The organism is uncultured Lactobacillus sp., assembly GCF_947367125.1.
Classification (GTDB): Bacteria; Bacillota; Bacilli; order Lactobacillales; family Lactobacillaceae; genus Lactobacillus.
The window spans coordinates 1-17570 of sequence record NZ_CANBCQ010000022.1; the positions used below are offsets into that span (position 1 = coordinate 1).

A 17570-nucleotide genomic window follows, 5' to 3' on the forward strand; every position below is an offset into this window, starting at 1 on the left:
TGTCAAGAACTTTTTTGATTTATTTTTTCGTCGTCTCACTCAAGCTTTCTTGCTCTCGCCTGACGACATTTAAATATGTTACCAGCTTATTTATGACTTTGCAAGTACTTTTTGAATTTTATTTCTTTTTTCTTCCTCACAAGCCTTTTTATAAGCTTCTGCCGCATTCCTTAACGCGACTTTATTAATATATAATACTTAAAACTTAATTGCAAGCATTTTTTTATTAATAAATATCTCGTCTACTTAAAAACGCGACTTCAATAATATACCTTATAATTTCATTTATGACAAGCAAATTTTTAAATGAATATTTGTAAAATTCATGTTAAAGTTGTTACATCAGTATTTCGAGGGGGTTATTAAAATTAGAAAATTTGATCTTACTATAATCGGCGCAGGGCCTATTGGATTATTCGCTGCGCATTTTGCTCATCTTCACGGTTTAAAAACTGTACTATTTGACTCATTGTCCGAAACTGGCGGACAACCGCAAATGCTTTATCCTTTTAAAAAGATTAAGGATATTCCTGCTTATGATTCTATTACTGGAGCTAAATTAATTAAGAACTTGCAACATAAATTAACAAATGAAATAACTATCTTAACTAATCATAAAGTAAAAACAGTTACTAAAGAAGACGACTATTTCGTTATTGATAATCTTGTTGCATCCCGCAGCATACTTATCGCCACAGGAGCTGGAGCTTTTAAGCCTAAAGAGCTCCCCCTTTCAATGAGTGAAAACATAAAAAAGAGAATTCATTATTTTATTAAAAATCCCCAAGACTTTGCAGGGCAAACTGTCGGCGTTTTTGGCGGTGGTGATTCTGCGCTAGATCTAGCCTTAGAATTAGCAAATTACGCTAACGTTAAACTTATTCATCGACGAAACCAATTCCGCGGTCTTGAATCTAATGTTAAAAAGCTTAAGACTTTAAAAAATGTTGAAATTTTAACTCCTTATCTTCCTAAAAAAATTAATTTAGTTGATAATCATCTAGATGTTAACTTAAAAGAAATGGGAGAAGACAATCTAACAAATATTGTGTTAGATCACGCTGTTGTAGCCTATGGTTTTAAAGCCAACAACCGCTTCGTTAAAAAATGGGGGATTGATTTGACAGGGACTCAAATTAAAGTTAATTCAAGCATGCAAACCAATATCCCTGGAATTTATGCAGCTGGTGATGTTGTTACTTATGCTGGACGCGTTCCCTTGATTGCACTTGGATTTGGCGAAGCTCAAATTGCAATCACGGCGATTATGCGCGATCTTTTCCCTGAAAAAACTTTGACCATTCATTCAACTAGTTTTTAGGAGTGCTTCATGACTTTAATTGATTTCATTTTACACATTGATGACCACTTAATAACCATTGTTAATCAGTTTGGCGGTTGGTCATATTTAATTCTCTTTGCCATCATTTTTATCGAAACTGGATTGGTAATCTTTCCGTTTCTTCCAGGTGATTCACTTATTTTCGCTGCAAGCGCCATGGCAGCCAATCCCAAATATAGCTTAAATATTTGGCTAGTTTATCTTGTAGTTGCTCTAGCCGCCATAATTGGTGATACTGCTAACTATGAAATTGGAGCCTGGTCAGCCAGAACTGGTGAAAAACATAATTGGTTTAATAAATTAATTAATCAAAATAATCGTTTAGCAGCTGAGAAATTCTTCGAACGCCACGGAGCAATTACGATTGTTATTGGGAGATTTATTCCATTTATTCGTACTTTTGTACCATTTATTTCTGGCGGCAGCAAAATGCACTATGGTAAATTTCTTACTTACAATGTTTTAGGTGGCCTACTTTGGACAAGTCTCTTTACAGTAATTGGTTTCTTCTTTGGTAATATTCCATTTGTCAAAGATCACTTCTCAATGATCGTGATTGCCATTATCTTAGTTTCCGTTGTGCCAATTGCTATCGTAGCTTTAAAGAAAAAAATTTCACTCAAAAAAGAGTTCCACTAAGGAACTCTTTTTTATTTGCGCAATAATTTTTCAGCAAAATATAACTCGTAAATGACTCCCGCAATCGCAAAGCAAGATGCAAAAAAGCCTTCAGTCAACACATTAATAATCGGATCCGTATTAGGATCAAATAGCCAGTCACTATTATTAAATAAAATGTGATGAAAGATCACAAAAAAGCTATCAAAATTTGTTACTGCAAATGGAAAAATAATAATTGGCAATAGCAATAAAATAAGCGCTACTGATTTATCCAAACTAAGAATCATTTTCTTTCTTTGCTGCTTAAAAACAAAGTGCAGGATAAGGCAAATATTAAAAACTAGTACTGTCAAAATAAATAAATGCTTACATTCTGCAAAATGTTCTGCTGCATTTGCAGAGATGGGAAAATTATCCATTTTAAACTGCTTTTTAAAAGGCCAGAGCAAATAAAACATCAACTGGTTATAATTATGCATTACCTTAAATAAAGACATGTGAACCGTCTCATATGTCTTTTGCACAATCATAAAAATAAATAATAAAGGCCAACTTGCTACAATAGCCCCAATGACACTGCTAGAAACGGCAAACAAAAAGTGATAAGTTAGCGAAAAAATATTATCTTTAGTAATCATAATTCAAATTCATCTAGATTATTAACCAAAATTGTTGGTTGACGTTTATCAGCAATATCTGCCTTGGTTGTTACGCCTGTCAAAGTTAGCAATTGATCTACTCCACTATTGAAACCAGCCTTGATGTCAGTATCGTAATTATCTCCTACTAAAAGGGCATCTTCTTTACTATAGCCAACTTTTTCCAGAGCCATTTTAACAATGATTGACTCGGGCTTGCCGATATATAACGGCTCAACTCCACTTGCGGCAGCTACAAACGCGCATTGCGAGCCATTACCAGGAATCAATTCATTTTCTGCTGGCAAATTCATATCAGCATTCGTCCCAATAAAGGTGGCACCACGTCTAATTGCACGTGAGGCCACGCGCACCTTATGATAAGTCAAATCAGTATCCATCCCCACAATTACATAGTCAGGATTTTCTTCATTGAGCTCAAATTCAGGATGTTGCAATAATTCACGCCAAAGGCCAATCTGACCAATAATATACAAGCCAATTTTTGACTTGTTTTCTTTTTGCAAAATATAGCTAGCAGTAGCCATACTTGGCGTATAAACATGAGCCGTATCTGTTTCAATCCCATGACCTTTTAGTTTATCAACTACCATTTGTGGTGTTCTAGTCGTATTATTGGTCAAAAACAGATAATCTTTGCCTGCTTTAACCAAGCGATGAACAAATCTTACTCCTGATTCAACGGTATCTTTACCACGATAAACAGTGCCATCTAAATCAATTAAAAATACCCGGTAATCTTTCACTAGTTTCCCTTTCTCTTCTTAATAATAAATGAATGATGCCGGCCAAATTCTTTTTTAACCGCAATCGATTGCTTTTTCTTAAACTTAGTTTGGTGAACCCGCCTTTTTTTAAATGGATTATTTTCATTCTTGCGATGATTGTACCGCCGCCGTGAACGATAACGCTCATTCTTAGCTAAATCACGTTCACGACGTTCGTGTGGTCGACGCGATTTAGTACGCTGATGCTGATAATGATGAAGCGGATTGGTTAACTCCAAAATAAAATATGGTCCACCTGGATTACAATATTCCGTTAAATAGTCAACAATTGCCATTTCTTTTTTATCAATTGCTGTCCTAGCCCCATCTTTATAAAAGCCTTTCAAGCGTAAATGCTCACTTGAAACATCCCCTACTAAGTAATCATATTGATCAAGATAAGGATCATATTTTTTACGCAAAGTTTCTAAATCAAGTGCATCCCGCTCATTGACCACCAAACTATACAGTTGATCACCAATTTTAATACTCTTGCCATCTTGCACCACATCAGCTAATGGGTGCCTAAGTGGCTGCTCTTGTTCAAATTTATTTTCTTCACTCATCTGTTTCACTTCTCGCTGTTAAAGGATATTTTTCGGCTAAGTAGTTGCCAACAACTTCACGTAAAAATTGTGGAAATAAAAATTCATTATCACCAACAATTGCTAAAGTTGGGAAAAATGGAACCAAAACATAGTGGTCTAAACAGGCAATTCGATATTCTTTTTGCGGATCAATTTCATGCCCATTAACATAAACCATCCGTCTACGTATATCAACCTTAATTCCTTTGTAATACATTTGACCAAAAATCTTACCGCGAAAGCTCATTCCTTGTAATGGAAAATGATCTAAATAGTGTCGATTCTTTTCAATCTCCATTACCAGCCGCCACAAGTCACTGCCTTTCAAGGTCGAACGCACAACATGCATGGGATGTGGTAATGCTTTTTGCAAATCATATTGGGTAATCACGCCGCTCTTAAATGGCGTCAAGAATAACCCTGAACTCAAAATTGCCAAATCTGTCTTAGCAAAATCAGCAATCGCATCAAGAGAAACCTGAACAGCCGCTACCTTGTCATCGGCAAACTTCTCAGGCAGTTTAGCGACTTTACGTTCTGATAAAAGACGTTTTCCTTCATCATAGTAGTCTTGAATAAGTACCTTATCTCCTGGCTCTTCTGGCATCGAAGCTGTAGGGACAGTCTTAGGCACAATTTTAACCACATGATGATCCTCTAGCTGCATCTGAATATCACCAACATAATTGCCCCATTTACCAGTTTGCGTAATCCAAGTATGACCAACTTTTTCCCCATGCTCAATTAAATCGTGACTATGACCACCTACAATTAAATTAATTTGCGGATAATGTTTAGCCAACCAGCGATCCATTTTTAAGCCAACATGAGTCAATAAAATTAATACATCATATTTGCCTTCGATTTGAGCCAATTCTCGATCCATGCTATCGCCCAACATTTTAACATGCCAATGATTAGGACCATAAGTCATCGGATAAGCAGCAGTCAATCCGATTAAGGCAATCCGGGTCTTTTTTTGGGTAGTTATAAACATATGCCCGACTGCCCACTTAGGCATCGACTCATCTTCTTCACGCAAATTTGCCAAAACTGTTGGAAAGTTTGCATGATCAAACAAATGCTCCAATACCCAGTGCGGATTAGAAATCCCCTCATTATTGCCAATGGTAATTGCATCGTAATTAAAGCCATTCATCAACTTAATATTTGCTTGACCTTCTGTGGCATCAGTCAATGGGTGTGAACGATCCATAAAGTCGCCTGCATCAAAGGTATACACATCATCAACTGAATTATCAGCTTGCGCTTTTTGCAAATAGCGCCCAATTTTAGGAAAATGTTCAAAATGTGAATGAAGATCATTGGTATGTAAAATTCGCAATTGTTCCATTTTTTATGCCACTTTCTAACCAATTCGATTGGCTTTTAAGATCATATTATACGCGTCTAGGATTTTTCCTTTAGGCTTATCCCATTCTACCCATTGAGGATTTTTCCAGTCATTTTCATCAGTCAAAGTCTGCAAATCATATGTATCATTAATATATTTTTCGTAAACAACTAAAGCTTTAGTCCGTGGAATATTCAACTGCAATATTCTAACTTTTTTAATTAATCCATGATCTGCCGCCAATTCTGCAATCCCATTTTGATCAATATTGGAGATTTCATAATAACGACTGCCATCATTTCTGGTAACTTCTTCAATTAAGTCCAATTGTTCCATTAAATCTCATCCTTTAGATTCTAATCTACGTCAAGACTACTAATAAAAGAATCGTACTATAAATAGAAAAAAATGTGTAACCATGCTATTGTTAAGTATGCGATGGAGGTATACACATGAATTTTAAAAGTCGGCTTGTTTGGGCCTTTTTCTTTAGCTTAATTTTTTTCTTAAATAGTGGTTTTACTGTTGTTGGTCACCGAGGCGATCCCATCAAATATCCTGAAGAAACAATTCAGGCTGATGATTCTGCCTTTAATTCCGGTGCCGATTACGTTGAACTCGATCTCCAACTTTCAAAAGATGGGGTTCCGGTCATTGCACATGATGATGACCTCTTTCGAGTTACTCATACACATGCAATTGTATCACAAAATAATTTTACAGCACTTAAACAACTGCGATATGACAATGGCGAACATGTAATGTCACTAGCTGAATTATTTAAGCACTACCAAAACAAGCCCAATACTAAGTTTGTTTTAGAAACAAAAATTGATCATAGCTTAGACCCATCTTATGAATTAGAAGATAAGATAGCAGCGGTAGTTAAAAAATACCATATGCAAAAAAGGATTATGATTCACTCATTTTCAGCCGCTAGTTTATTTCATTTTAGAAGAATTATGCCAGATGCATATTTAATTCTAATTGTGGGCAGTCTAAAACGAATTAATTTTAGCAATTTACCCCAAGTTAACGCCATCAATGCCTCTTCTGATATTGTGCAAGAGCATCCCTTCCTAATTCATTGGCTCCATAAATTACATAAACAACTATTCGTTTGGGCCGAAATGAATGAATCGCCTGCCCTTTGGCATTGGCTAATCAACCGGAATGTCGACGGCGTAGTCACCAATTATCCTGCGACAGGATTTAAATATAAATTAGCCAAAAGCGGTACTAAAAAATATGCTATCAATCGAACTGGTATCTACTTTGGACAAAATAAAACTGCTACTATGATGAATCCTTATGTCCGCATTAAAGAAAAGAGGTATATCTACCCAGGCCAAAAAGTCAAGATCACGTACGCTGTTCGCGTAGATGAACGGCTATTTTACCAAATTGCTGAAAAAACCTTTATTTCAGCTGAATTTGTCAACTTAGATTTATCAAAGCAAGACATTGCTCCTTACCAGGATAAAAAAGTTATTGCTAAACCAAATAAAAAGGTTACAATTTATCGTTATCCTGATAACCAAGCCAAAACACAAAAGACATTGCCAGCCAAACAACTATTAAAAATCAAAAACTTTAATGGTACGCCTAAAAATATGTGGCTTTACACTAAATTAGGTTGGATCAAAGCAAAAGATATCTTATTTTATGGCTTTTTTAAGCAAAATAATTTTAAAGCTTATCAGTCCTTGCCACGAGTTAGCCAGCATACTAACTTAGTGCTTTTGCCTTACAATCCTAATCAACTAATTACCCCGATTACCTTTAAGCAAAAACTGCAACAAACCAATAAAATTATCTACTAAAAAAGACCAGCTCAAACTGGTCTTTTTCTTATTCACTCAAATTATTGGTTCAAAGTACTTTGCTTCTTAACTAATTCATATGGCAAAGTAATATGAATATCATCAACTTCTTCATTATTCATCAGCTTAGTCAACATTCTCATTGCAACTGCACCCATATCATAAAGTGGTTGCTTAATTGTAGTCAAAGCTGGACGAACAACAGAAGCCAATTGAGTAGCACTAGCAGTAACAATTTCCAAATCTTCTGGCACTTTCTTGCCTGCATCCATTGCAGAATTCAAAATACCAACTGAGGAAATATCACGAGTAACGATTACCCCATCAACACCATCTTTAACTAATTGTGGATACAAATTGTAACCATCTGAATAATCCTTAATATCGGTGTAAATACGTGGAGCGCCTAAATCATTTTCTTCCATGAATTCTTCATAAGCCGGGATTCTATTTTCCCCGTTAACTACTGCATCTTGATCGCCAACTACGATTCCCAAGTGCCTCTTGCCATCATGAAGCATCAAATTCAAAGCTTCAGTATCAGCCTTCTTGTAGTCAATTGTAACCGAAGCAAAATCATCACGATTATCCTTAGTACCTGCCAAAACTACAGGCGTTTTAGTCCGCTTAAAGGCTTCTGCTGCTTTATCTGACAGGCGGTTTGACATATAAATTACACCGTCAACTTGTTTATTCAACAAACTTTGAATAACTTGATCTTCCTTCATTAAGCGGTTTTCAATACTAGTAATAATGATGTTGTACTTGTACAAAAGCGCAATATCATCAATCCCCTTAGATAATTCTGCAAAATATAAATTAGTTAAATCTGGAACAATTAACCCGACTGTAGTAGTTCGCTTGGAAGCTAAACCTTGAGCCACAGCATTTGGTTGATAATGAAGTCTTTTAATAACTTCGAGGACACGATCACGTGTCTCCTTTCTAACGTTGCTATTACCGTTAACTACACGAGACACGGTTGCCATTGAAACCTTAGCTTCGCGAGCTACGTCATAGATTGTAACTTCTTGTTTATGCATCTCTTATCTCTCAGTCCTTCCAAAAAATCCTTCACTTAAAGATAGCACGATAATGCACAAAATGCAAGCGTTTACAGATTTTCTTTCATTTTTTCATTATAAAACGTGATATACTACATTAAAAATCGCTTATCAGAAAAGAGGACAATATGAACTTAGATAAATTACAACAGTGGTTGCAGGATTCCAATAATGATCTTGCTTATATTTCTAACCCAATTACTATTTCATACTTTACCGGCTACTCAATGGACCCACATGAAAGAATCTTTGCTTTAGTCGTCTTTAAAGATGCAGAACCATTTATTTTCTGCCCTGCTTTAAACGTCGAAGAAGCTAAAGCCTCCGCATGGGATGGTGACGTTATTGGCTACCTTGATTCAGAAAATCCTTGGAGCATCATTGCTGGCAATGTAAAAAAGAGAACCCAAGATACTCATAGTTGGGCCATCGAAAAAGATGATTTATCCGTTGCTCATTATCAACTTTTACGTGGTGAATTTCCAAATTCTAGCTTTACTAATGATGTTTCAGCTTTCATTGAAAAATTACGCCTTTACAAAACACCAGAAGAAATCAAAAAATTACAAGCTGCTGGTGCAGAGGCTGACTTTGCTTTTAAGATTGGTTTTGATGCAATTAGAACTGGCGTTACTGAAAGAAGTATTGCCGGTCAAATTGATTATCAACTAAAAATTCAGAAAGGTGTCATGCACGAAAGCTTTGAAACCATCGTGCAAGCTGGTAAAAATGCTGCAAACCCTCACCTCGGTCCAACCATGAATACAGTTCAACCTAACGAGTTGGTTTTATTTGACTTAGGCACTATGCATGATGGCTATGCCTCTGACTCAAGTCGAACTGTAGCTTACGGTGAACCTACAGCTAAGCAACGTGAAATTTACGAAGTTGACCGTGAAGCTCAACAAGCTGCCATTGAGGCTGCTAAACCGGGAATCACTGCCGAAGAATTGGATAGCGTAGCCCGTGATATCATTACCAAGGCTGGCTATGGTGAATACTTCATCCACCGTCTAGGTCATGGTATTGGTAAAAATGTGCACGAATACCCATCAATTGTCCAAGGTAATGACTTGGTTCTTGAAGAAGGAATGTGCTTCTCAATTGAACCAGGTATTTACATCCCTGGCTTTGCCGGCGTTAGAATCGAAGACTGTGGTGTTGTTACTAAAGACGGCTTTAAGACATTCACCCATACCGATAAAGACTTGAAGGTTTTACCACTTAAAGACTAATTAATTTAGGCATCAAAAAAAGCTGACTTACGTCAGCTTTTTTATTTTACAATAATTAGGCTTTTGGTTGTTCTGAAGCATCAGTGTTATCTTTTTCAGCATTATTTAAGTCGTTAACTGATTCTTCAGTGTTTTCACTAGTATTGTCATCCTTGTTTGAATCATCGATTACGATGTCATCAAAGTCTTTTAACTCTGAATCGTCTTCAACATTCTTAGGGAATGAAGCCAATTGATTCTTAACGATTTCAGTACCATTATCATACTTCTTCTTTAAATCTTGAAGCTTGTCATTATCCTTAATCTTGTTCTTAACATCGTCAACTTGTTCATCACTAACAAGTAATGAGCCTGCAATAAAGCCTGCTGTACAACCAGCAATAGCACCTAATACAAAACTTACAAATTTTTTCATGGTGAATTCCTCCTTTTATTAATTTTCACCTTTGCGACGCCTGCGTCTTGCAAAAGCAGTCGCGGCAATTGAAGATACGAGACCAGTACGGCTAAAATGATTACTACTAAAGCGCTTAGCAATTTTCTTAGATGAATCGTTTAATTCAGAAACGCTTTCACCTAAATCTGCTGCAGCTTTAACCACTGGATCTAACGTCTTCATTTTACCATTAATATCGGTCATTAGGTCATTAGTTTTATCTAACAAATCAGAAGTTTGATCCATCAAGCCGTCCATATCTTCAGAAAGCTTCTTCATTGATTCGTTAGTCGTTTGAATAGTTGCACTAGTCTTTTTTAATAACTTCGCGGTCCGAACCAACATCGGAATCGTAAATAATACTAAAATTAAGAATGCAATCGCAGCAATTAGGCCTGCTAAGGCACCATAAGAAATTGTCATTTTCTACCTCCATTATTACCTAAAAAAAGTTTAGCATGAATATCCTTTATTCTCAATTAATAGCTTGTTATCCTTAATTATACCCGTAAAAAATAGAAAGGACACTACATGAAGATCCCTACTCACATAAATATGCAGAAAATTGAAATCGATTGGGGTAAAATTAGCCAAAACTTATTGTCGATTATCTGGCAATTAGCTATTACTTCACTCATTTTTTATCTTTTATCTCACTTTGGTCATAAAATAATTAACAATTATTTAGCCAAACATAACACGGTTAAAAATAAACGAACGCGAACGATTACCGCTTTGATCAACAGCGTTTTCCAATATACATTAATCTTCTTTTATTTATTCGGTATTCTCTCTATTCTAGGTATACCGGTTGGCACTTTGTTAGCCAGTGCTGGGATTTTTTCCCTAGCTTTAGGGATGGGCGCGCAAGGCTTTGTTAGCGACTTAGTTAACGGCTTCTTTATTTTAAGTGAAGATCAATTTGATGTCGGTGACTTGGTACAAATTGGCACTAATGTTGGTACTGTCGTCCAATTAGGTCTTAGAACTACGCGGCTGAAAGGTTCAGATGGCTCAATTATTTATATTCCTAACCGTAATATTACGATCGTGCAAAATCTTGCTCATGGCGGTGTGGCACTGGATATTAATCTCGATCTTGCCACTAGCAATGACATTGAAGAAGTCACAAAATTAATTAAAGACTGCAACCGAAAGATTCAGCCTGAGAAAAAGACGATTGTATTAGGTCCTACAATCATTGGGATAACCGAACAAACTGGACAAAAGTTTGTTTACTCAATTCATTTTCAAGTCAAACCTGGTAAGCAAGCCGCGGTGCGAAACTTATATTTAAGCAAGTATATTGAAGTCTTGCAAAAAAATAAGATTGAATTTGCAAGTACTAGTTCACCGGCAAAAACAACTGTACATAAATAAAAGGCGTTGAACATCAAGGTTCAACGCCTTTTAATTCTCTTTCACCTTAATTAAATTGCTCTAACCAAGCTGGCAATTCTTCTAACAACTTACGCACAGCATTACCTCGGTGAGAAATCTCATTTTTTTCATCAGTTGTCATTTGGGCAAAAGTTTTATCTTTTTCTGGAATGTAAAAAAGTGGATCATAACCAAAGCCATCTTCTCCTCGTGGCGCAGCTAAAATTCGCCCGCTACAAGTTCCCGACACAACCAAATCTTTATCAAACTTACCAGGCATTGAAACCACAATCGTCGTCCAAAACTTGGCTGTTCTTTTTTCATCAGGAACTCCACCTAATTCTGCCAATAATTTTGCATTATTCTTAGCATCATTATGAGCTTCACCGGCATAGCGCGCACTGCGTACTCCAGGTTCACCATTTAGAGCGTCGACCATTAACCCCGAATCATCGGCAATCGTTGGCAAATTGCTAAAGTCTGCCAATTCATGGGCTTTAATTTTGGCATTTGCTTCAAAAGTACGACCACTTTCAATGGGATGAGGTGGATTATCTAAGTCAGCATTAGTTTTAATTTCTACGTCTACCCCAGCTTGTTTAAAAGCTTCTTTTAATTCTCTAGCTTTACCTTGATTGCCGGTCGCAAATAAAATCTCTTTCACCATTATTCATTCTCCGTATCTACATGCTTTGAAGTTAATGTCTTGTCAGCCATAAAGGTTCTTGCTAAATGATCAAAACTAGTTGGATCACCTGTCGTGTAGTATTCATGAACTACCTTTTCATTGTCATCACTAAATAAACCATCACGGCGCATCACGTTAAAAGTATATTGAGCAACCTGGTCTGCTGGATCCAAAATAGTGACATCCTTATTGTTAATCGCTTCTTCAAATTCAGTTTGAATCAATGGATAATGCGTGCATCCCATAATCAAGGTATCAAAGTCTTGCCCTTGTAAAGGCGCTAAACTTTCCTTAACTACTTTAAGATTAGTTGCAGAATCTCTTTGTGCTTCTACTAGAGGAGCAAGTTTAGGTGCAGCCAATTCAGTTACTTTAATTTCTGGATCACGAAAGTGAATTTCCTTGGCATATGCATGAGAATCGGCAGTGGCTTTTGTAGACACGACTGCTACTTTTTTATTTTTAGTTGTTCTAGCTGCAGCTAAGCTGCCTGATTGAATAACCCCGATAATTTGTGGATCAATTTCTGCTTGAATTGTACTCATTGCCATTGCTGTCGCCGTATTACAAGCAAAAATAATTAACTTAACGTCTTTAGCTAGTAAAAAATGCACTGATTTTCTAACTAACTCAATAATCTCTTCTTTAGTTCGATCGCCATACGGCATATGAGCGTTATCACCAATAAAAACGGTTGATTCATTAGGCAATTTTTCAATTACTTTTTTTGCAACAGATAGGCCACCTAGCCCGGAATCCAATAATCCAATCGGACGATTATCCATAATAAAACCCTCTTAAAATCAAAAATTTATTTTCTACTTCTACTAGTTTACGGTAAAATAAAAAAGAATAAAAGGGATGAACAAGTTTATGACAGAAAACACAGAACACACAAACGAACACGTATATTTTATTAATCAACTTTACCGCGACTTCCTTTTGCCAACTATTTTAGGCGATGATGATGCTGCTATTCTTTATTGGGCTGGTAAAAGAATTGCTCGCAAATATGATCTCAGCGATTTCGATGATTTAGTTGAATTCTTCTCAATGGCTGAATTTGGCAACTTAGAAAAGGTCAAAGAAAGACGCTCTCATACCATTTATGAATTAAGTGGTCAAACTGTAGAAGACCGCTTAAATAGTGACAGCAAAGAATTCTCACTTGAAGGCGGCATGATCGCTGAAGCTGTGCAAACTGCTACCGGCCGAACTACTGAGAGCGAAATTAATATTTTAGATAAAGAAAAGAAAGTTCAATTCATTGCTCGTTTTGGCTAAGAGCAAATTAATCGACTATAAATAATTACTCCTATACACTTTAAATAAAACTAGATTTTAGATATAGGAGTAGTGACATGATTAAAGAATTTAAGGAATTTATTTCACGTGGCAATGTAATGGATATGGCAGTCGGTGTAATCATCGGTGCTGCTTTCACTGCGATTGTCCAATCTTTAGTTAAAAACTTGATCAACCCTCTACTTGGGATTTTTGCAGGCAAGATTGATTTCTCTGACCTAGTTTTTAAAGTTGGAGATGCTACATTTAAATATGGTAGCTTCATCAATTCTGTAATTAATTTCTTGATCATCTCATTTGTAGTCTTCTTGATGGTCAAAGCTTTAAATAAAGTAGTGCCTAAAAAAGAAGTTGGTCCAACTGAAACTGACTATCTAGAAGAAATTCGCGACTTACTTAAAAAGCAGGTAAATCAAAATAAATAATATCAAAAAAGGCTCGAGGCAATAACACCTCAAGCCCTTTTTATATCTAATTAATCAGTATATTGATCCAAAATTTGGTTCAACTTTTCTTTAGGAGTGTAGCCTGTAATTCGGTCTACAATATTGCCATCCTTCTTCACAATCAAAGTTGGAATAGCCATAATTCCTAAGTTCTTAGCTGTATTTTGATTTTGGTCAACATCCATCTTGTAGAAGTTTACGTCTTGACGTTCTTCTGACAATTGTTCAATCACTGGTGATTGCATCTTACATGGACCACACCAAGTTGCCCAAAAGTCTACTAATGACACACCATTTTTAGTTTCTTCTTCGAAGTTTTGATCGTTAATTGCATCAACCATAATTCTTACCTCACAATTTTTATCATTTGTTTTTATAATATAAGTATATGTGCTCTACTTACTTTTTGCAAGTGAAATACTTACTTTAATTGGACAATTGTAGCACCATTTCCGCCTTCGTTTGCTGGAGCATAGTTAAAGTTCTTCACATGATTGCTGCTTCGGAGATATTGCCAGACCCCTTTTCTAATCGCACCAGTACCAATTCCGTGAATAATGGTTACCGTATCAAGACCCGCCAATAAGACGGAATCAATATAACGATCCAAATTAGTCATTGCTTCATCATAGCGCTGACCCCGCAAGTCTAATTCACTGTGTGCATTACTTCTTCTAACTGCACTAGTAGCTCTAACAATCTGCTTAGGCTTAGCACTAGTTCCTGGTTCAATTCTTTCAATATCACGATCACTAACTTTAACTTTGATGATTCCCATTTGAACTTCATATTCATGTTCAGCTAATTTCTTAGTAATCGTACCTGTTTGCCCATATGAGAGGACTTTTACGCGGTCACCTACACTTACACGGTGACGACGTTTTTCTCGTTGTAAGACCTTATTATGAGCCAAATTATTAGCTTGACGCTCTAAAATGTTTAACTCACCTTTAGCCTCAATAATTTTATTTTCTTTAACGCCCATACCTTTTTGTTTTTCAAGTTGAGCAATAATTTCATCAGCCTTTTTGCGGCGCTTAGCTACCACTTCATTAGCTCGCTCTTGAGCAAAATCGAGTTGCTTTTGTACTCGTTGGTTATACCAATCAAGTGCTTGTTGCAACTTTTGTTCTAATTTTTGGCTGCGGTCCAGACTTGTCTGCAAACGATCACGGGCTACAGTAGCAGCCTTTGTTTGAGTATTTAACTTGGTAATCATCTTATTAATATCAGAATCCTCATCTGACATTAAATTCTGGGCATTTTTAACTACGTCTTCACGCATCCCTAATCTGCGAGCAATGGCAAAGGCATTACTATGACCCGGAATACCAATTTGCAAATGATAAGTTGGCGATAAATTCTTTAAGTCAAATTCCATTGAAGCATTGGTTGTTCGTGGACGGTTATAACCATAGAGTTTCAATTCTGGATAGTGCGTAGTAACCATAATCTTAGCTTGCTTTTTACGCAAGAAATCCAAAATACTAATGGCTAAGCTGGCACCTTCTTCGGGATCAGTTCCGGCACCAATTTCATCAATTAAGACTAAGGTATCAGCATCAACATTTTTCATAATGGCAATAATATCATTGATATGAGATGAAAAAGTACTCAATGATTGCTCAATTGATTGTTCATCACCAATATCAGCATACACTTGCTTAAAGACGCCAACTTGACTGCCTTCTTCAGCTGGAATAAATAAGCCTGATTGGGCCATCAATTGCAACAATCCTGCCGTCTTTAAGGTAATAGTCTTACCACCTGTGTTAGGTCCAGTAATCAGCATTGTGTCAAATTCGCCACCCAAGCGAATATCATTAGGCACCACTTTTTCTGGATCAATCAATGGATGGCGAGCATTACGCAAACTCAATGAATGATCTTGTGTCAATCGTGGCTCACTAGCCTGCATTTCTTTAGCTAATTTTGCCTTAGCTTGCAAGAAGTCTAATTTAGTTAATGCTGCCGCAATATCATTCAGACTACTGATTTCTTCACGAGCCAAGTTTGATAAATGCTTTAAAATATTGTGAATTTCTTGCTTTTCTTGAGCAATCAAATTTTGTTGTCGATCGTTAAGATTCAAAACCGCTTCTGGTTCAACAAATAAAGTTTGACCACTTGCACTTTGATCATGAACTACCCCACCAAATTTTGCCCGGTATTCTTGTTTAACCGGAATAACATAGCGGTCATCACGAATCGTCACAATTTGTTCAGATAAATACTTACTGCTATTGCCTTTAGTATAAGCATCCATCTTATTTTTGATCTCTTCTTCATTAGAACGCATATCATGACGCAAACGAGCAAGCTCATGTGAAGCTGTATCTAATACTTCGCCATCATAATCAACTGATTTCTTTAATTCTCTAAATAAGAGATCTAGCACATCTAATTGATCTAAAATTGCATCGATTGCGGTCAAATCCAATTTATTTGGATCTATTTCTGCCAAGAAATCATTAATTTCATGAGCTAAACTTAATACCAATAATAAGTTGCCTAACTCCTTAGCATTTAGATTAGCTTTTACGCCTAACCGTTTAGTGCTTGGTCGAACATCCTGGAAATCTGTTAAAGGAAGCTGACCTTTAATTCGTAATAAGTTAGCTAAGGCTAAGGTTTGTTTTAATTCACTTTGAACTTGGTCAAAATCACCACTAGGCACTAATTTTTCCGCTTCTTCTTTAGCAGGAGCAGTAATTGCCAAATGGCTTAAGCGTTTAGTAATTTCGCCAAATTCTAAAATTTCTAAAATTTTTTTATTCATTTTGATCTTTTTCTAAAACTAACAAAAAGGACCAGCCACAGCCAGTCCTTTTTTATTACTTACCACTTAAGCGGTCATCATCCAAGAAAGTATTCAAAACTCCTTGAACCATGTCCCACTCATCATCAGATTCAATTTCATGCAAATCGCTACTTGTTACATCACCAGCATCATCGGCATCGTAACTGAAAGCTTGCACTTCAATATCTTCATCATCGCCTACAGCGGCTGGATAAAGAAGCACATAAGATTTGTCATAATCATCTGAATGAAAAGTAAATAATATCTCATACAATTCTTCATTACCTTGATCATCAATCAAAGTAATTTGACGATCTTGATCATCGCCGTTAACTTGTGCTGCCATTTTAATCCTTTCGGTGTAAATCTAAATAATTTTGCAAGATGAGCACCGCTGCCATCTGATCGATCACTTGTTTACGCTTTTTGCGATCATGGATACCTGCATCCTCAACAAGTACTCGTCGTGATTCAATTGTTGTTAATCTTTCATCAGAATAATGCACCGGCAAGCCAAACTTCTCTTCTAGTCTTTTACCATATGTTTTACTTCGAGCAACAGATGCACCAGAAGTGCCATTCATATTCTTAGGTAAACCTAAGACAAAGCCATCAACATCGTATTGTCTGACTAGCTTTTTTAATGGACGCATGCCAAAGTTATATTTGCTCTCATCAATCTGGATCGTCTCTAACTTCTGCGCAGTAATCCCTAGCTCATCACTAATCGCTACTCCCACAGTTTTAGAACCTACATCTAAACCTAATAAGCGCATTATTTGTTCTTACCAAGATAGCTCTTAACAAGTTCTTCAATAATCTCATCACGTTCGTGCTTAAGAATCAAATTACGGGCATCATTATGCCGTGGAATATAAGCAGGATCGCCAGAAAGTAAGTAACCTACAATCTGGTTAATAGGATTATAGCCCTTTTCTTCAAGCGCATTGTAAACATCTTGCAGAGTATCATAAACATTTTTTCCTTTATTCTGATTAAAGTCAAAATGCATAGTCTTATCTAGCGAACTCATAATTATTCCTCCTGTCAACAATTTTACTTG

General features: G+C 36.4%; 22 protein-coding genes. 7 read left to right on the plus strand and 15 right to left on the minus strand.

The features are described from left to right. Positions 1-325: 325 nt before the first annotated feature. On the plus strand, positions 326-1321 hold the full coding sequence (locus Q0Y84_RS07005; RefSeq protein WP_297952061.1) for an NAD(P)/FAD-dependent oxidoreductase: 996 nt from the start codon (positions 326-328) through the stop codon (positions 1319-1321). Between the two features lie 9 nt (positions 1322-1330). Next, positions 1331-1981 (plus strand): VTT domain-containing protein, encoded by a 651-nt coding sequence (locus tag Q0Y84_RS07010; RefSeq protein ID WP_297952063.1) that lies wholly within the window; start codon positions 1331-1333, stop codon positions 1979-1981. An 11-nt stretch (positions 1982-1992) separates the two neighbouring features. On the opposite strand, the gene Q0Y84_RS07015 is transcribed toward Q0Y84_RS07010, so the two are convergent. The 5 genes from Q0Y84_RS07015 to Q0Y84_RS07035 are packed head-to-tail and all read right to left on the minus strand — an operon-like array spanning position 1993 to position 5666. Continuing rightward, positions 1993-2601: a TIGR01906 family membrane protein gene (locus Q0Y84_RS07015; protein WP_297952065.1), complete on the minus strand. Its 609-nt coding sequence runs from the start codon at positions 2599-2601 to the stop codon at positions 1993-1995. After that, positions 2598-3368 carry a TIGR01457 family HAD-type hydrolase gene (locus Q0Y84_RS07020; RefSeq protein ID WP_297952067.1) on the minus strand — a complete coding sequence of 257 codons (771 nt, stop codon included), beginning with the start codon at positions 3366-3368 and terminating at the stop codon, positions 2598-2600. Before Q0Y84_RS07020 ends, Q0Y84_RS07015 begins: the two co-directional genes overlap by 4 nt. Further along, positions 3368-3955, minus strand: a complete 588-nt coding sequence (locus tag Q0Y84_RS07025; RefSeq protein WP_297952069.1) for a YutD family protein — start codon at positions 3953-3955, stop codon at positions 3368-3370. Before Q0Y84_RS07025 ends, Q0Y84_RS07020 begins: the two co-directional genes overlap by 1 nt. Further along, positions 3948-5330: a bifunctional UDP-sugar hydrolase/5'-nucleotidase gene (locus Q0Y84_RS07030; protein ID WP_297952071.1), complete on the minus strand. Its 1383-nt coding sequence runs from the start codon at positions 5328-5330 to the stop codon at positions 3948-3950. The genes Q0Y84_RS07025 and Q0Y84_RS07030 overlap by 8 nt, the downstream gene beginning before the upstream one ends. Before the next feature lie 15 nt (positions 5331-5345). Continuing rightward, positions 5346-5666 (minus strand): hypothetical protein, encoded by a 321-nt coding sequence (locus tag Q0Y84_RS07035; protein WP_297952073.1) that lies wholly within the window; start codon positions 5664-5666, stop codon positions 5346-5348. Between the two features lie 116 nt (positions 5667-5782). Here Q0Y84_RS07035 and Q0Y84_RS07040 point away from each other — a divergent pair, with 116 nt between their 5' ends. Continuing rightward, positions 5783-7153 carry a glycerophosphodiester phosphodiesterase gene (locus tag Q0Y84_RS07040; protein ID WP_297952075.1) on the plus strand — a complete coding sequence of 457 codons (1371 nt, stop codon included), beginning with the start codon at positions 5783-5785 and terminating at the stop codon, positions 7151-7153. A 41-nt stretch (positions 7154-7194) separates the two neighbouring features. Here the strand turns inward: Q0Y84_RS07040 and Q0Y84_RS07045 are convergent, their stop codons facing one another. Beyond that, on the minus strand, positions 7195-8196 hold the full coding sequence (locus Q0Y84_RS07045; protein WP_297952077.1) for a substrate-binding domain-containing protein: 1002 nt from the start codon (positions 8194-8196) through the stop codon (positions 7195-7197). Between the two features lie 149 nt (positions 8197-8345). Here Q0Y84_RS07045 and Q0Y84_RS07050 point away from each other — a divergent pair, with 149 nt between their 5' ends. Beyond that, positions 8346-9452 (plus strand): Xaa-Pro peptidase family protein, encoded by a 1107-nt coding sequence (locus Q0Y84_RS07050; protein ID WP_297952079.1) that lies wholly within the window; start codon positions 8346-8348, stop codon positions 9450-9452. Between the two features lie 55 nt (positions 9453-9507). Here the strand turns inward: Q0Y84_RS07050 and Q0Y84_RS07055 are convergent, their stop codons facing one another. Together Q0Y84_RS07055 and Q0Y84_RS07060 are read right to left on the minus strand one after the other, a co-directional pair. Continuing rightward, the gene (locus Q0Y84_RS07055; protein WP_297952081.1) at positions 9508-9867 is read right to left on the minus strand and encodes a DUF1269 domain-containing family protein; all 360 of its coding nucleotides are present in this window, start codon (positions 9865-9867) and stop codon (positions 9508-9510) included. An 18-nt stretch (positions 9868-9885) separates the two neighbouring features. After that, complete coding sequence (locus tag Q0Y84_RS07060; RefSeq protein ID WP_297952083.1) at positions 9886-10311, minus strand: DUF948 domain-containing protein; 426 nt, start codon at positions 10309-10311, stop codon at positions 9886-9888. Positions 10312-10419: 108 nt separating this feature from the next. On the opposite strand from Q0Y84_RS07060, the gene Q0Y84_RS07065 reads away from it, so the two are divergent. Further along, positions 10420-11268, plus strand: coding sequence for a mechanosensitive ion channel family protein (locus Q0Y84_RS07065; RefSeq protein ID WP_297952085.1), 849 nt, complete (start codon positions 10420-10422; stop codon positions 11266-11268). 46 nt (positions 11269-11314) lie between these two features. On the opposite strand, the gene Q0Y84_RS07070 is transcribed toward Q0Y84_RS07065, so the two are convergent. After that, positions 11315-11935 (minus strand): XTP/dITP diphosphatase, encoded by a 621-nt coding sequence (locus tag Q0Y84_RS07070; protein ID WP_297952087.1) that lies wholly within the window; start codon positions 11933-11935, stop codon positions 11315-11317. Continuing rightward, on the minus strand, positions 11935-12741 hold the full coding sequence (gene murI, locus Q0Y84_RS07075; protein WP_297952089.1) for a glutamate racemase: 807 nt from the start codon (positions 12739-12741) through the stop codon (positions 11935-11937). The genes Q0Y84_RS07070 and murI overlap by 1 nt, the downstream gene beginning before the upstream one ends. Positions 12742-12817: 76 nt before the next feature. On the opposite strand from murI, the gene Q0Y84_RS07080 reads away from it, so the two are divergent. Together Q0Y84_RS07080 and mscL are read left to right on the plus strand one after the other, a co-directional pair. After that, positions 12818-13240: a YslB family protein gene (locus tag Q0Y84_RS07080; protein WP_297952091.1), complete on the plus strand. Its 423-nt coding sequence runs from the start codon at positions 12818-12820 to the stop codon at positions 13238-13240. Between the two features lie 77 nt (positions 13241-13317). Further along, complete coding sequence (gene mscL / locus Q0Y84_RS07085; protein WP_297952093.1) at positions 13318-13686, plus strand: large-conductance mechanosensitive channel protein MscL; 369 nt, start codon at positions 13318-13320, stop codon at positions 13684-13686. Between the two features lie 50 nt (positions 13687-13736). On the opposite strand, the gene trxA is transcribed toward mscL, so the two are convergent. The 5 genes from trxA to Q0Y84_RS07110 all read right to left on the minus strand — a co-directional run bounded on the left by trxA (position 13737) and on the right by Q0Y84_RS07110 (position 17540). Then, entirely contained in the window at positions 13737-14048 is a 312-nt protein-coding gene (trxA, locus tag Q0Y84_RS07090) for a thioredoxin (protein ID WP_297952095.1), read from the minus strand. Between the two features lie 80 nt (positions 14049-14128). Continuing rightward, positions 14129-16486, minus strand: coding sequence for an endonuclease MutS2 (locus tag Q0Y84_RS07095; RefSeq protein WP_297952097.1), 2358 nt, complete (start codon positions 16484-16486; stop codon positions 14129-14131). Between the two features lie 55 nt (positions 16487-16541). Beyond that, positions 16542-16853 (minus strand): DUF1292 domain-containing protein, encoded by a 312-nt coding sequence (locus Q0Y84_RS07100; protein ID WP_005720531.1) that lies wholly within the window; start codon positions 16851-16853, stop codon positions 16542-16544. A gap of 1 nt (position 16854) precedes the next feature. Continuing rightward, the gene (gene ruvX, locus Q0Y84_RS07105) at positions 16855-17283 is read right to left on the minus strand and encodes a Holliday junction resolvase RuvX (protein WP_297952104.1); all 429 of its coding nucleotides are present in this window, start codon (positions 17281-17283) and stop codon (positions 16855-16857) included. Then, the gene (locus Q0Y84_RS07110) at positions 17283-17540 is read right to left on the minus strand and encodes an IreB family regulatory phosphoprotein (RefSeq protein WP_003549189.1); all 258 of its coding nucleotides are present in this window, start codon (positions 17538-17540) and stop codon (positions 17283-17285) included. Before Q0Y84_RS07110 ends, ruvX begins: the two co-directional genes overlap by 1 nt. Between the last annotated feature and the right edge of the window lie 30 nt (positions 17541-17570).

Bases quoted from the DNA above. Each gene is read 5' to 3' on its own strand.
- Q0Y84_RS07050 (WP_297952079.1), top strand. From the start codon at position 8,346: ATGAACTTAGATAAATTACAACAGTGGTTGCAGGATTCCAATAATGAT.
- Q0Y84_RS07005 (WP_297952061.1), top strand. From the start codon at position 326: ATGTTAAAGTTGTTACATCAGTATTTCGAGGGGGTTATTAAAATTAGA.
- Q0Y84_RS07045 (WP_297952077.1), bottom strand. From the start codon at position 8,196: ATGCATAAACAAGAAGTTACAATCTATGACGTAGCTCGCGAAGCTAAG.
- Q0Y84_RS07110 (WP_003549189.1), bottom strand. From the start codon at position 17,540: ATGAGTTCGCTAGATAAGACTATGCATTTTGACTTTAATCAGAATAAA.
- Q0Y84_RS07070 (WP_297952087.1), bottom strand. From the start codon at position 11,935: ATGGTGAAAGAGATTTTATTTGCGACCGGCAATCAAGGTAAAGCTAGA.
- Q0Y84_RS07060 (WP_297952083.1), bottom strand. From the start codon at position 10,311: ATGACAATTTCTTATGGTGCCTTAGCAGGCCTAATTGCTGCGATTGCA.
- murI (WP_297952089.1), bottom strand. From the start codon at position 12,741: ATGGATAATCGTCCGATTGGATTATTGGATTCCGGGCTAGGTGGCCTA.
- mscL (WP_297952093.1), top strand. From the start codon at position 13,318: ATGATTAAAGAATTTAAGGAATTTATTTCACGTGGCAATGTAATGGAT.
- Q0Y84_RS07030 (WP_297952071.1), bottom strand. From the start codon at position 5,330: ATGGAACAATTGCGAATTTTACATACCAATGATCTTCATTCACATTTT.
- Q0Y84_RS07095 (WP_297952097.1), bottom strand. From the start codon at position 16,486: ATGAATAAAAAAATTTTAGAAATTTTAGAATTTGGCGAAATTACTAAA.
- Q0Y84_RS07025 (WP_297952069.1), bottom strand. From the start codon at position 3,955: ATGAGTGAAGAAAATAAATTTGAACAAGAGCAGCCACTTAGGCACCCA.
- Q0Y84_RS07010 (WP_297952063.1), top strand. From the start codon at position 1,331: ATGACTTTAATTGATTTCATTTTACACATTGATGACCACTTAATAACC.
- trxA (WP_297952095.1), bottom strand. From the start codon at position 14,048: ATGGTTGATGCAATTAACGATCAAAACTTCGAAGAAGAAACTAAAAAT.
- Q0Y84_RS07080 (WP_297952091.1), top strand. From the start codon at position 12,818: ATGAACAAGTTTATGACAGAAAACACAGAACACACAAACGAACACGTA.
- Q0Y84_RS07015 (WP_297952065.1), bottom strand. From the start codon at position 2,601: ATGATTACTAAAGATAATATTTTTTCGCTAACTTATCACTTTTTGTTT.
- Q0Y84_RS07065 (WP_297952085.1), top strand. From the start codon at position 10,420: ATGAAGATCCCTACTCACATAAATATGCAGAAAATTGAAATCGATTGG.
- Q0Y84_RS07055 (WP_297952081.1), bottom strand. From the start codon at position 9,867: ATGAAAAAATTTGTAAGTTTTGTATTAGGTGCTATTGCTGGTTGTACA.
- ruvX (WP_297952104.1), bottom strand. From the start codon at position 17,283: ATGCGCTTATTAGGTTTAGATGTAGGTTCTAAAACTGTGGGAGTAGCG.
- Q0Y84_RS07035 (WP_297952073.1), bottom strand. From the start codon at position 5,666: ATGGAACAATTGGACTTAATTGAAGAAGTTACCAGAAATGATGGCAGT.
- Q0Y84_RS07100 (WP_005720531.1), bottom strand. From the start codon at position 16,853: ATGGCAGCACAAGTTAACGGCGATGATCAAGATCGTCAAATTACTTTG.
- Q0Y84_RS07040 (WP_297952075.1), top strand. From the start codon at position 5,783: ATGAATTTTAAAAGTCGGCTTGTTTGGGCCTTTTTCTTTAGCTTAATT.